General features: G+C 37.9%; 10 protein-coding genes and 2 tRNA genes. All 12 read left to right on the plus strand.

The window, feature by feature from the left end; genetic code table 11:
- Positions 1–38 precede the first annotated feature (38 nt).
- A tRNA-Thr gene (locus HMPREF2660_RS04990) sits at positions 39–110 on the plus strand.
- Positions 111–194: 84 nt separating this feature from the next.
- Positions 195–1,382 (plus strand): elongation factor Tu, encoded by a 1,188-nt coding sequence (gene tuf, locus HMPREF2660_RS04995; RefSeq protein WP_013597833.1) that lies wholly within the window; start codon positions 195–197, stop codon positions 1,380–1,382.
- Between the two features lie 59 nt (positions 1,383–1,441).
- Positions 1,442–1,512, plus strand: a tRNA-Trp gene (locus HMPREF2660_RS05000).
- A 15-nt stretch (positions 1,513–1,527) separates the two neighbouring features.
- The gene (gene secE / locus HMPREF2660_RS05005) at positions 1,528–1,719 is read left to right on the plus strand and encodes a preprotein translocase subunit SecE (protein WP_013597832.1); all 192 of its coding nucleotides are present in this window, start codon (positions 1,528–1,530) and stop codon (positions 1,717–1,719) included.
- Between the two features lie 23 nt (positions 1,720–1,742).
- The gene (nusG, locus tag HMPREF2660_RS05010) at positions 1,743–2,285 is read left to right on the plus strand and encodes a transcription termination/antitermination protein NusG (RefSeq protein WP_013597831.1); all 543 of its coding nucleotides are present in this window, start codon (positions 1,743–1,745) and stop codon (positions 2,283–2,285) included.
- Positions 2,286–2,324: 39 nt separating this feature from the next.
- Entirely contained in the window at positions 2,325–2,765 is a 441-nt protein-coding gene (rplK, locus tag HMPREF2660_RS05015) for a 50S ribosomal protein L11 (RefSeq protein ID WP_013597830.1), read from the plus strand.
- A 22-nt stretch (positions 2,766–2,787) separates the two neighbouring features.
- Positions 2,788–3,483 (plus strand): 50S ribosomal protein L1, encoded by a 696-nt coding sequence (gene rplA, locus HMPREF2660_RS05020; protein WP_013597829.1) that lies wholly within the window; start codon positions 2,788–2,790, stop codon positions 3,481–3,483.
- A 13-nt stretch (positions 3,484–3,496) separates the two neighbouring features.
- On the plus strand, positions 3,497–4,015 hold the full coding sequence (rplJ, locus tag HMPREF2660_RS05025; protein ID WP_013597828.1) for a 50S ribosomal protein L10: 519 nt from the start codon (positions 3,497–3,499) through the stop codon (positions 4,013–4,015).
- A 49-nt stretch (positions 4,016–4,064) separates the two neighbouring features.
- Entirely contained in the window at positions 4,065–4,433 is a 369-nt protein-coding gene (gene rplL, locus HMPREF2660_RS05030; protein WP_013597827.1) for a 50S ribosomal protein L7/L12, read from the plus strand.
- A 103-nt stretch (positions 4,434–4,536) separates the two neighbouring features.
- Entirely contained in the window at positions 4,537–8,373 is a 3,837-nt protein-coding gene (gene rpoB / locus HMPREF2660_RS05035) for a DNA-directed RNA polymerase subunit beta (RefSeq protein ID WP_070485914.1), read from the plus strand.
- A gap of 61 nt (positions 8,374–8,434) precedes the next feature.
- Positions 8,435–12,709, plus strand: coding sequence for a DNA-directed RNA polymerase subunit beta' (gene rpoC, locus HMPREF2660_RS05040; protein ID WP_013597825.1), 4,275 nt, complete (start codon positions 8,435–8,437; stop codon positions 12,707–12,709).
- A complete protein-coding gene (locus tag HMPREF2660_RS05045) occupies positions 12,709–12,999 on the plus strand; it encodes a DUF3467 domain-containing protein (protein WP_013597824.1) in 291 nt (96 codons plus the stop codon). Before rpoC ends, HMPREF2660_RS05045 begins: the two co-directional genes overlap by 1 nt.
- Positions 13,000–13,113: the final 114 nt, after the last annotated feature.

A 13,113-nucleotide genomic window follows, 5' to 3' on the forward strand; every position in this document is an offset into this window, starting at 1 on the left:
TGTTGCGAGTTCGAGTCTCGTTTCCCGCTCAACTTCTGGCCGATGTAGCTCAGGGGTAGAGCACTTCCTTGGTAAGGAAGAGGTCGAGGGTTCAATTCCCTTCGTTGGCTCATGTTTTTTTATCGAGAGGTAAGAGAGTTTTTTAGTTTAGAATCTTTAGATTAAGTATAACATAGAAATTAATAAAAAGTAAAATGGCAAAGGAAACTTTTAATCGTAATAAGCCGCACTTAAACATCGGAACTATTGGGCATGTTGACCATGGTAAGACTACTTTAACTGCTGCTATTACAAAAGTATTGGCTGACGCCGGTTTTTCAGAAGCAAGAGCTTATGATTCAATCGACAACGCTCCAGAAGAAAGAGAGAGAGGTATTACAATTAATACATCTCACGTTGAGTATGAAACAGCTAACCGTCACTACGCTCACGTAGACTGTCCAGGTCACGCGGATTATGTGAAGAACATGGTTACTGGTGCGGCTCAAATGGATGGTGCAATCTTGGTTGTTGCGGCTACAGATGGCCCAATGCCACAGACACGTGAACATATCTTATTGTGTCGTCAGGTAAACGTTCCGCGTATCGTTGTTTTCTTAAACAAAGTGGATATGGTTGATGATGCTGAGTTGTTAGAGTTGGTAGATATGGAGGTGAGAGATTTATTATCTTCTTATGAGTATGACGGAGATAATACACCAGTGGTTCAAGGATCTGCATTAGGAGCATTGAATGGTGAGCCGAAATGGGTTGAGACTGTTTTAAGTTTGATGGAGTCTGTTGATGCTTGGATTGAGCAGCCAGTACGTGATCAAGATAAGCCTTTCTTGATGCCAATCGAAGACGTGTTCTCAATTACAGGTCGTGGAACTGTAGCAACAGGGCGTATTGAGTCTGGTATTATCAACTCTGGGGATCCTGTGGATATCGTAGGTATGGGTGAAGAGAAGTTAACTTCAACTGTAACTGGGGTAGAGATGTTCCGCAAAATCTTGGATAGAGGTGAAGCTGGAGATAACGTAGGTTTATTATTACGTGGTATTGAGAAAACTGATATCCGCCGTGGTATGGTTATCGCAAAACAAGGTTCAGTAACTCCTCATAAGAAATTCAAAGCAGAGGTGTATATCTTGACTAAAGAAGAAGGTGGACGTCACACTCCATTCCATAACAGATACCGTCCTCAATTCTACGTACGTACAACAGACGTTACGGGTGAAATTCACTTACCAGAAGGAGTAGAGATGGTGTTGCCAGGTGATAACTTAACTATCGATGTTGAATTATTGCAACCAATTGCCTTGAATGTAGGATTACGTTTTGCGATCCGTGAAGGAGGTAGAACAGTTGGTGCTGGTCAGGTAACTGAAATTATAGAATAAGCTATACGAAAGTATAGTAAATATAAGAAATGGTAGTCATCCATGACTACCATTTTTATACGGGCATAGTTCAATGGTAGAATAGCGGTCTCCAAAACCGTTGATCAGGGTTCGAATCCTTGTGCCCGTGCTAAGATAACATGGTATGAAAGTTGTCAATTTTATAAAATCATCTTTTGTAGAGTTTAAAGAGAATGTTACTTGGCCTTCTTTTCAAGACTTACAAAAAGATACAATTATTGTAACTATAGCAACTGTATTGTTGGCTATATTTTTGTATATAATAGATTCTGTTTTTGCAAAAATATTATACAACATTTACGAAACATTAAGATAATAATCCGTACAACGTAGTTGAGCATGGTTGATAAAAAATGGTATGTAGTAAAAACTGTAAGCGGGCAAGAGCTTAAGGTGAAAAACTATATTGAAAATGAAGCACAATATCACAAACTAACCGATTATATTGGTCAGGTTGTTGTGCCTATGGAAAAAGTGTTTCAAATACGTAATGGTAAAAAGTACCAAAAAGAAAAGGTACACTTCCCGGGGTATGTTATGATAGAGGCATCTCTGCAGGGAGAAGTTCCACATATCGTGAAAAATATCCCAGGCGTAATTAGTTTCTTGAGTGCCACTAAAGGTGGAGATCCTGTTCCTATGCGCCAATCAGAGGTAAATCGTATGTTAGGAAAAGTAGATGAGTTGGCCGACTCAATTGAGAGTAATTCTATTCCTTTTGACGTAGGAGAAACAATCAAAGTAATCGATGGTCCTTTCAGTGGATTTACGGGAAGTATAGAAAAAATTCATGAAGATAAACGCAAGTTAGAGGTAATGGTTCTAATATTCGGACGTAAAACACCACTTGAGTTAAACTTCGGTCAAGTTGAAAAAATTTAGGCTGCTTCCACATAACGCTTAATTTTATTATATAAAGAAATGGCAAAAAAAATTGAAAAAGTTGTAAAACTTCAAGTAAAAGGAGGGCAAGCAAATCCTTCACCACCTGTTGGGCCTGCTTTAGGTGCTGCTGGTGTAAACATTATGGAGTTTTGTAAACAATTTAATGGTAGAACACAAGAAAAACAAGGGCAAGTATTGCCTGTAGTGATTACTGTTTATCAAGACAAATCATTTGATTTTGTAATTAAAACTCCTCCAGCTGCAGTACAGTTAATGGAGTTAGCAAAATTGAAGAAAGCTTCTGGAGAGCCTAACCGTCAAAAAGTTGGTTCAGTAACTTGGGATCAAGTAAGAACAATCGCTGAAGATAAGTTAGCAGATATGAACTGCTTTACTGTAGAATCTGCTATGAAAATGGTTGCTGGTACTGCACGTTCTATGGGTATAACTGTAAAAGGTGGACAAGCTCCAGAGTAATTAATCAAACCAATTATCAGAAATGGCAAAATTAACCAAAAAGCAAAAGGAAGCTTTAGAAAAAATAGATAGAACTTCTCTTTACTCAGTTGAAGAAGCAACTTCATTAGTAAAAGAAGTTAATTACGCCAAATACGATGCATCGGTTGATATCGCTGTACGTTTAGGTGTAGATCCTAAAAAAGCCAATCAAATGGTACGTGGTGTTGTTTCTTTACCACATGGTACAGGAAAAGACGTACGTGTTTTGGCTTTAGTAACTCCAGATAAAGAAGCAGAAGCAAAAGAAGCTGGAGCAGACTACGTAGGTTTAGATGAATATTTACAAAAGATTAAAGAAGGTTGGACAGACGTAGATGTAATAGTAACAATGCCTGCAGTTATGGGTAAATTAGGTCCATTAGGTCGTATTTTAGGGCCACGTGGTTTAATGCCTAATCCAAAATCTGGTACAGTAACTCTAGAAGTTGGTAAGGCAGTATCAGAAGTAAAAGCAGGTAAAATTGATTTTAAAGTAGATCGTTACGGGATTATCCATGCAGCGATAGGAAAGGTATCTTTCGAGCCGGTAAAACTGCAAGAAAATATCAATGAGTTGATGACAACTTTGGTGAAATTGAAACCAACAGCAGCGAAAGGAGTATATGTAAAAAGCATCACACTTTCGTCTACTCAATCGCCTGGTATTCCTGTAGATCCTAAAAGTGTAAACGCATAAAAAGTAGAATATTATGGCAATGACAAGAGATGAAAAAGCAACCATGATAGAGGAATTACAAGGAGTTTTACAAGACTCTAAAGTAATCTATCTTGCAGATATCGAAGGATTAAACTCTGTTAATTCTACTGAATTAAGAAGAGCATGCTTTAAGAGCGATGTGTCTTTACGCGTTGTAAAAAACACTTTATTAAAGAAGGCAATGGAGCGAATCGAGGATAGAAACTTCGAAGAGCTTTATGGATCTTTAAAAGGAAATACAGCTTTGATGGTTGCAGAGAAAGAAAATGCACCAGCAAAAGTAATAGAAGCATTCAGAAAAAAATCTGAAAAACCAATCCTTAAAGGTGCATGGATTGACAATGTAACCTATGTAGGTGATGACAAGCTTGTAACGTTAGCAAACTTCAAGTCTCGCGAAGAATTAATTGCAGACATTATTGCACTATTGAAGTCACCAATCCAAACTGTTCTTTCACAATTAGAGAACAAAAACAATGCAGAAGAAGGAGAAGCTCCTGCAGAAGCGTAAGACGCACTCACTATTAAATATAAAGTTGTAAAACAAAAAGAAAACAAAAATGGCAGATTTAAAAAAATTAGCTGAAGAATTAGTAAATTTAACAGTTGTCGAAGTTAATGAATTATCAACTATCCTTAAGGATGAATACGGAATCGAACCAGCTGCTGCTGCAGTAGTTGTTGCAGGAGGAGCAGGAGAAGCTGCTGCTGAAGAGCAATCAGAGTTCGACGTAATTCTTAAAGCGGGTGGTGCTAATAAATTAGCGGTTGTTAAATTAGTAAAAGATTTAACAGGTAAAGGATTAAAAGAGGCGAAAGATTTAGTAGACTCTGCTCCTGCAACAATCAAAGAACAAGTTTCTAAAGAAGAAGCTGAAGCTTTGAAAAAACAGCTTGAAGAAGCTGGTGCTGAAGTGGAATTGAAGTAATCTTTTTTACTCCACCAATATAGGTTTAGGCCTTCACCATTGTGTGATAGGTCTAAGCCTTTTTAAGCATTAAGATATTATCTAATCCAAAATTCGTTCGAAATTGGCTACAACAACAAACAACCCAGCTGTAAAAAACGAAAGATTGAGTTTCGCATCTACCAAAGCAGTTGCTCAGTTTCCAGATTTCTTAGACATTCAAATCAAATCTTTCGAAGATTTTTTCCAGTTAGAAACAAGACCAGACCAACGCAATAATGAAGGTCTTTTCAAAACTTTTGCAGAGAACTTTCCAATTACAGATACTCGCAATCAGTTTGTTTTAGAATTCTTGGACTACTTTGTAGATCCACCACGTTATTCTATCGATGAGTGTATCGAGCGAGGACTAACGTACAGCGTGCCGCTAAAAGCACGTCTAAAACTATATTGTACCGACGAAGAACACGAAGATTTCGAAACAGTCGTACAAGATGTGTACTTAGGTACAATCCCCTACATGACCCCATCGGGATCGTTTATAATTAATGGAGCAGAACGTGTTATAGTATCACAACTACATCGTTCACCAGGTGTTTTCTTCGGACAATCTTTCCATGCCAATGGGACAAAATTATATTCTTCTAGAATTATCCCATTCAAAGGTTCGTGGATAGAATTTGCAACAGATATTAATAGCGTAATGTATGCCTATATTGATCGTAAGAAAAAATTACCACTTACGACTTTATTAAGAGCTATAGGTTACGAGAGAGATAAAGATATTTTAGAAATTTTCGATTTAGCAGAAGAAGTAAAAGTTACCAAAGCTAATCTGAAAAAAATTTTAGGACGCAAACTAGCTGCTCGTGTATTGAATACTTGGCACGAAGATTTCGTAGACGAAGATACTGGTGAAGTAGTATCTATCGAGCGTAATGAAATCATTCTAGACCGAGAAACCATCATCGAAAAAGATCATATTGATCAAATCGTAGACTCTGGAGTGAAAACAATTCTTCTACACAAAGAAGACAATAATTCTGCAGACTATGGTATTATACACAATACCCTACAAAAAGATCCAACCAATACCGAAAAAGAAGCGGTAGAATATATCTATAGACAATTACGTAACGCAGAGCCACCAGATGAAGAAACCGCACGCGGAATTATTGATAAATTATTCTTCTCTGATCAACGTTACTCATTAGGAGAAGTAGGACGTTACCGTTTAAATAAAAAATTAGGGCTTAACATTTCAGAAGATATCGAAGTGTTAACCAAAGAAGATATAATTTCGATTATTAAATACTTAATCGAATTAATTAATTCTAAAGCAGAAGTAGACGACATCGATCACCTTTCTAACCGTCGCGTACGTACAGTTGGAGAGCAAATGGCCGCTCAGTTTGGCGTTGGTCTTGCTCGTATGGCAAGAACAATCCGAGAGAGAATGAATGTCCGAGATAATGAAGTGTTTACGCCAATAGACTTGATTAATGCAAAAACTTTATCATCCGTCATTAACTCATTCTTCGGAACCAATCAGTTGTCTCAGTTCATGGATCAAACAAATCCATTATCAGAGATTACCCACAAACGTCGTCTTTCGGCACTAGGACCAGGTGGTCTTTCGAGAGAACGAGCAGGTTTTGAGGTGCGTGACGTACATCACACGCACTACGGACGACTGTGTCCGATTGAAACCCCAGAGGGACCAAATATTGGATTGATTTCTTCTCTTTGTGTATTTGCGAAAGTTAATAATTTAGGTTTTATCGAAACGCCGTATCGAGAAGTAGAGAAAGGTAAAGTAAACTTAGAGAAAGATCCTATTTATCTATCTGCAGAAGAAGAAGAAGGAAAAATCATTACTCAGGCGAATATCGAAATGGGAGAGGATGGAACGATACAAACCGAGCGTGTTGTTGCTCGCGAAGATGGAGATTTCCCTGTAGTAGAACCACATGAAGTTGATTTAATGGACGTTGCTCCAAATCAGATAGCTTCTATTTCTGCATCCTTAATCCCATTCCTTGAGCATGATGATGCAAACCGTGCATTGATGGGATCGAACATGATGCGTCAGGCAGTTCCGTTATTAAAACCACAAGCCCCAATTGTAGGGACAGGTTTAGAAAAACAAGTTGCCAAAGACTCTCGAATTTTGGTCAACGCAGAACGAGAAGGAACTGTTACTTACGTAGATGCCAATAAGATTATCATTGCATACGATCGTACCGAAAATGAAGAATTAGTAAGTTTCGATTCGAATGAAAAGACCTATTCTTTGACCAAATTCCGTAAAACGAATCAAGGAACAACCATCTGCCTGAAACCAATTGTAAAAGTTGGAGATCGAGTAGATAAAGGGCAAGTATTGTGTGAAGGTTATGCAACCGAAGGTGGAGAACTGGCAATAGGACGTAATATGGTTGTAGCCTTTATGCCATGGCAAGGATATAATTTCGAGGACGCGATTGTGATCTCTGAAAAAGCAGTACGCGAAGATTGGTTTACCTCAATCCATATTGATGAATACTCGCTAGATGTTCGAGATACCAAGTTGGGAATGGAAGAGCTAACAGCTGATATACCTAATGTATCAGAAGAAGCAACCAAAGATTTAGATGAAAATGGTATGATTCGTATCGGTGCCGAAGTGAAACCAGGCGATATCTTAATCGGCAAGATTACTCCTAAAGGAGAATCCGATCCTACCCCTGAAGAAAAATTATTACGTGCAATCTTTGGAGACAAAGCAGGTGACGTAAAAGATGCTTCATTAAAAGCTTCTCCATCACTTCGGGGTGTTGTAATCGATAAGAAATTATTCTCACGATCGATTAAAGATAAACGAAAAAGATCACAAGATAAAGCCATTATCGAAAGCATAGAAAACGAATTTGAAGTTAAGTTTAATGAACTACGCAACGTACTTTTAGAAAAACTATATATCCTTTTAAATGGAAAAACTTCACAGGGAGTTTACAATGATCTTAAAGAAGAAGTCATCAAAAAAGGCGTAAAATATACCCAAAAGATGCTTCAAAATGTTGAAGATTACCTAAACTTGAATGGAAGTGAAACAGTTTGGACTACCGATGAAGATAAAAACGAGTTGGTAAAAGAATTATTGCATAACTACAAAATCAAACATAATGATTTGCAAGGTGCCTTAAACCGAGAACGCTTTACCATTGCTGTAGGGGATGAATTACCAGCAGGAATTGTAAAATTAGCCAAAATCTATATTGCGAAAAAACGTAAGTTACGCGTAGGAGATAAAATGGCCGGTAGACATGGTAACAAAGGTATCGTGGCAAGAATTGTACGAGATGAAGACATGCCTTTCTTAGAAGATGGAACCGCAGTAGATATTGTCCTAAACCCATTAGGAGTACCATCTCGTATGAATATTGGACAGATTTATGAAACAGTTCTAGGATGGGCTGGTATGAAATTAGGTAAGAAATTTGCTACCCCTATTTTCGACGGTGCGGAAATCGAAGATATTGATAATATTACCGATGAAGCAGGTATCCCTAAACACGGTACAACATACCTATACGACGGGAATACAGGAGAACGTTTCGCTCAAAAAGCAACAGTAGGAGTAATCTATATGTTGAAGCTTGGGCACATGGTCGATGACAAAATGCACGCACGTTCTATTGGTCCATACTCGTTGATTACACAACAACCATTAGGAGGAAAAGCACAATTCGGTGGACAACGTTTCGGAGAAATGGAGGTTTGGGCACTAGAAGCTTTTGGTGCTGCGAATATCCTACGTGAGATTTTAACAGTTAAATCTGATGACGTAGTAGGTAGAGCTAAAACTTACGAAGCAATCGTAAAAGGAGAACCAATGCCAGAACCTGGTATACCAGAATCATTCAACGTATTGTTGCATGAGTTACAAGGTCTTGGATTAGACATCAATTTGGAAGATTAATAGGCTTGCCTATTAATTCTTCCTAATCGTTATATATAAAAATTGTTAGATACATTCCTATATGTCAACAAAAAACAAAACAAGTCAATTTTCTAGAATCCGTATTGGGTTAGCTTCACCAGAGTCTATCTTGCAAGAGTCGAAAGGAGAAGTTCTAAAACCCGAAACGATTAATTATAGAACGCATAAACCAGAGCGCGATGGTTTGTTCTGTGAGCGAATATTCGGTCCAGTAAAAGACTACGAGTGTGCTTGTGGAAAGTATAAACGTATCCGGTATAAAGGGATAGTTTGTGATCGTTGTGGGGTAGAAGTAACCGAAAAGAAAGTACGTCGCGAGCGCATAGGACACATCAACTTGGTAGTGCCTATTGCCCATATTTGGTACTTCCGTTCTCTACCCAATAAAATAGGTTATATACTTGGCTTGCCATCGAAGAAACTCGACATGATTATCTATTATGAGCGTTATGTTGTAATTCAACCAGGTATAGCAAAAGGTATAGAAGGAGAAGAATTAAATAAACTAGATTTCTTGACAGAAGAAGAGTATTTGGATATTTTAGAAACTCTTCCGATCGAAAATCAATATTTAGAAGATTCGGATCCAAATAAATTTATCGCCAAAATGGGAGCAGAAGCCTTAGAAGATCTTCTCTCTCGTGTTGATTTAGACGAATTGTCCTATGACTTACGTCACAAAGCACATAACGAAACATCGAAACAACGTCGTACCGAAGCCCTAAAAAGACTTCAAGTTGTAGAATCGTTGCGTGAAGCGAATGAACGTTATACCAACCGCCCAGAGTGGATGGTAATGCGTGTAATTCCGGTTATACCACCTGAGTTGCGACCATTAGTTCCTTTAGATGGAGGACGTTTTGCTACATCTGATTTAAATGATCTTTACCGTCGTGTAATTATCCGTAACAATCGTCTGAAACGTTTGATAGAAATCAAAGCACCAGAAGTAATCTTGCGCAACGAAAAACGTATGTTGCAAGAAGCTGTGGATTCGTTGTTCGATAACACAAGAAAAGCTTCTGCTGTAAAAGCGGATGGTAATCGACCATTGAAATCACTATCAGACTCATTAAAAGGTAAACAAGGAAGGTTCCGTCAGAACTTATTAGGTAAACGTGTAGATTATTCGGCACGTTCTGTGATTGTAGTGGGACCTAATCTGAAATTACACGAGTGTGGTTTACCAAAAGATATGGCTGCAGAATTATACAAACCATTTATCGTTCGTAAATTAATCGAACGTGGTATTGTAAAAACCGTTAAATCAGCCAAGAAAATTATCGATCGTAAAGAGCCTGTTGTTTGGGATATTTTAGAGAATGTAATCAAAGGACATCCTGTATTATTGAACCGTGCTCCAACGCTTCACCGTTTAGGTATCCAAGCATTCCAACCGAAACTAATCGAAGGAAAAGCAATCCGTCTACACCCATTAGTATGTACGGCGTTTAATGCTGACTTTGATGGTGACCAAATGGCAGTGCATTTACCACTAGGGCCTGAGGCTATTTTAGAAGCTCAATTATTGATGTTGGCTTCTCAAAATATCATGAATCCGGCCAACGGATCACCAATTACAGTTCCTTCACAAGACATGGTTTTAGGTTTATATTATATGACCAAAATCCGTCGTTCTACTGAAGATAGAAAAGTAAAAGGAGAAGGACTTACCTTCTATTCAGAAGAAGAAGTACAAATTGCTTATAACGAAAAAGCCGTAGAACTCAACGCTCCAATTAAAGTAAGAGCACGCATTCGTAAAGGCGAAGAATTTGTATACGAGTTGATCGAAACTTCTGTTGGGCGAGTATTATTTAATAAAATTGTACCAGAACAAGTTGGTTTCGTTAACGAGGTTTTGACAAAAAAATCGTTACGTACCATCATTACCGATATCATCAAATTAACCGATTTTCCTACAACTGCTGTATTCTTAGATGACATGAAAAATCTAGGATATCGAAATGCATTCGAAGGTGGATTGTCATTCTCGCTTGGAGATATTATTATCCCAGAACAGAAAAAAGAACTTATCAACGGAGCTATCGAGCAAGTAGAGAATATCAAGATGAACTATAACATGGGACTCATAACCAATAACGAACGTTATAATCAAGTAATTGATGTTTGGACGAGTACCAATGCCACGTTAACAGAAGTCGTAATGCGTCGCATGACAGAAGACGACCAAGGTTTCAATTCTGTATTTATGATGTTAGATTCTGGAGCACGTGGATCGAAAGAGCAAATTCGTCAGTTAGCAGGAATGCGAGGGTTAATGGCAAAACCACAAAAAGCAGGTACGTCTGGAGGTGACATTATCGAGAACCCAATTATCTCTAACTTCCGAGAAGGTCTTTCGATTCTAGAGTATTTCATTTCTACGCACGGTGCACGTAAAGGTTTGGCCGATACCGCTCTGAAAACTGCCGATGCTGGTTACCTAACTCGTCGTTTAGTAGACGTAGCACAAGACGTTATCGTAATGTCTGATGATTGTGGTACTTTGCGTGGTCTAGAAATATCAGCACTCAAGAAAAAAGAAGAAATCTTAGAAAGCTTATCTTCTCGTATCTTAGGACGAACTTCACTCAACGATATCTATAATATGGATACCAATGAATTGTTGGTAGAAGCAGGTGAAATGATTACCGAAGAAATTGCAAATTCAATCGAGCAAGCAGGTATCGAAACTGTAGAAGTACGCTCTCCATTAACGTGTGAAGCGAAAGTTGGAATTTGTGCAAAATGTTACGGTCGTAATCTTTCTACTGGTAAATTAGTTCGCAAAGGAGAATCAGTAGGAGTAGTTGCAGCACAATCAATTGGTGAGCCTGGAACTCAGTTAACTCTACGTACATTCCACGTAGGTGGTACTGCAGGTAACGTATCAGAACAATCTTCTATCACAGCAAAAATTGATGGAATAGTTGAGTTTGATGATTTACGTACAGTAAAATCAGAAGACGATGAAGGGAAAACAGTAGATGTAGTTGTTTCTCGTTCTACCGAAATGAAGTTGATGGATAAGGACGGAAACATACGACAAACAACCAATATTTCTTATGGTACGATTCTAAAGGTAACGAACGGATCAAAAGTTGAAAAAGGTGATACAATCGCATACTGGGATCCATACAATGGAGTTATTATTGCCGAAGCACCAGGAAAAGTTGAATACGAAAACTTGGAGCAAGGAGTAACTTATCAATTAGAAATAGACGAACAAACTGGTTTCCAAGAAAAAGTAATTTCTGAATCTCGTAACAAGAAAATTGTTCCTGCTCTGAAGGTTATTACCAAAGACGGAGAAGAAAAAACTTATAACCTACCATTAGGAGCCCACTTAATTATAAATGATGGGGAGAAAATTAAAGCAGGTAAAGTTTTAGTGAAAATACCTCGTAAATCTGCAAAATCAGGAGATATCACCGGAGGTTTACCACGAGTAACTGAGTTATTCGAAGCACGTAACCCATCCAACCCAGCGGTCGTATGTGAGATGGACGGTGTAGTATCGTTTGGTAAAATCAAGCGAGGTAACCGAGAGATTATCGTTGAATCTAAAAACGGTGAAATTCGTCGATACTTAGTGAAGTTATCTGCACAAATTTTGGTTCAAGAAAATGACTTCGTTCGTGCAGGTGAATCCTTATCAGATGGTGCGATTACACCAGATGACATTCTACGTATCAAAGGTCCAACGGCTGTACAAGAATATTTAGTAAATGAAATTCAGGATGTATACCGTTTACAAGGAGTGAAAATTGACGATAAACACTTCGAGATTATTGTTCGTCAAATGTTGAGAAAAGTTAGAATTGTAGATTCAGGTGATACCCGATTCTTAGAAGATAGCTTAGAACATAAAGACGACTTTATGGAAGAAAACGATAAAATTTTCGGTAAGAAAATTGTCGAAGATGCAGGAGATAGCGATGTGTTACGTCCTGGACAATTCATTACTCCACGTGAATTACGCGACGAAAACTCTCGTCTGAAACGTGAAGATAAAGCGCTCGTTATAGCGCGTGATGCAATGCCTGCAACGGCAGAAGCTGTATTGCAAGGGATTACAAGAGCATCGTTACAAACAAAATCGTTTATGTCTGCGGCATCGTTCCAGGAAACAACAAAAGTACTTAACGAAGCTGCAGTTGCTGGAAAAATCGACGAGTTAAACGGATTAAAAGAAAATGTAATTGTAGGGCATTTAATCCCTGCAGGTACAGGATTAAAAGAATATCAAAATATCATCGTAGGATCAAATAAAGAATACGAAGAATTAATTAACGCAAAACAAGAATCATAATGTCAGACAATCAACAAAACGACGGATTAAACATTGAGTTAAACGAAATGGTAGCTCAAGGAGTTTACGCAACAGGTGCAATTATCAATCATTCACCATCAGAATTTGTGGTAGATTTTATTCAATTTATGCCAGGTGCTAGACCAAGCGTAAAATCTAGAATTATATTATCACCATTGCAAGCAAAATCGTTAGCGAAATCATTAGCAGAAAATGTTAGTAACTTCGAGAACAATTTTGGAGAAATCGTTGAGCCTAAACAAAACTTGACGGCTAATTTCGAAGCATAATCGAAAGAAGATAAAAAAGAAAAACCTCTATTTTTTTAATAGGGGTTTTTTTATTATATACAATAATATTATCAATATCATAAAGAAACAGAGTAATTCTCGTTTGTATTTGTG

The organism is Weeksella sp. HMSC059D05, assembly GCF_001809725.1.
In the GTDB taxonomy this organism is placed as follows: Bacteria; Bacteroidota; Bacteroidia; order Flavobacteriales; family Weeksellaceae; genus Weeksella; species Weeksella virosa.

Excerpts from the sequence above, each read along its gene's own strand:
- secE (WP_013597832.1), top strand. The coding sequence starts at position 1,528 with ATGAAAGTTGTCAATTTTATAAAATCATCTTTTGTAGAGTTTAAAGAG.
- rplA (WP_013597829.1), top strand. The coding sequence starts at position 2,788 with ATGGCAAAATTAACCAAAAAGCAAAAGGAAGCTTTAGAAAAAATAGAT.
- rplJ (WP_013597828.1), top strand. The coding sequence starts at position 3,497 with ATGGCAATGACAAGAGATGAAAAAGCAACCATGATAGAGGAATTACAA.
- HMPREF2660_RS05045 (WP_013597824.1), top strand. The coding sequence starts at position 12,709 with ATGTCAGACAATCAACAAAACGACGGATTAAACATTGAGTTAAACGAA.
- rpoC (WP_013597825.1), top strand. The coding sequence starts at position 8,435 with ATGTCAACAAAAAACAAAACAAGTCAATTTTCTAGAATCCGTATTGGG.
- nusG (WP_013597831.1), top strand. The coding sequence starts at position 1,743 with ATGGTTGATAAAAAATGGTATGTAGTAAAAACTGTAAGCGGGCAAGAG.
- rplL (WP_013597827.1), top strand. The coding sequence starts at position 4,065 with ATGGCAGATTTAAAAAAATTAGCTGAAGAATTAGTAAATTTAACAGTT.
- rplK (WP_013597830.1), top strand. The coding sequence starts at position 2,325 with ATGGCAAAAAAAATTGAAAAAGTTGTAAAACTTCAAGTAAAAGGAGGG.
- tuf (WP_013597833.1), top strand. The coding sequence starts at position 195 with ATGGCAAAGGAAACTTTTAATCGTAATAAGCCGCACTTAAACATCGGA.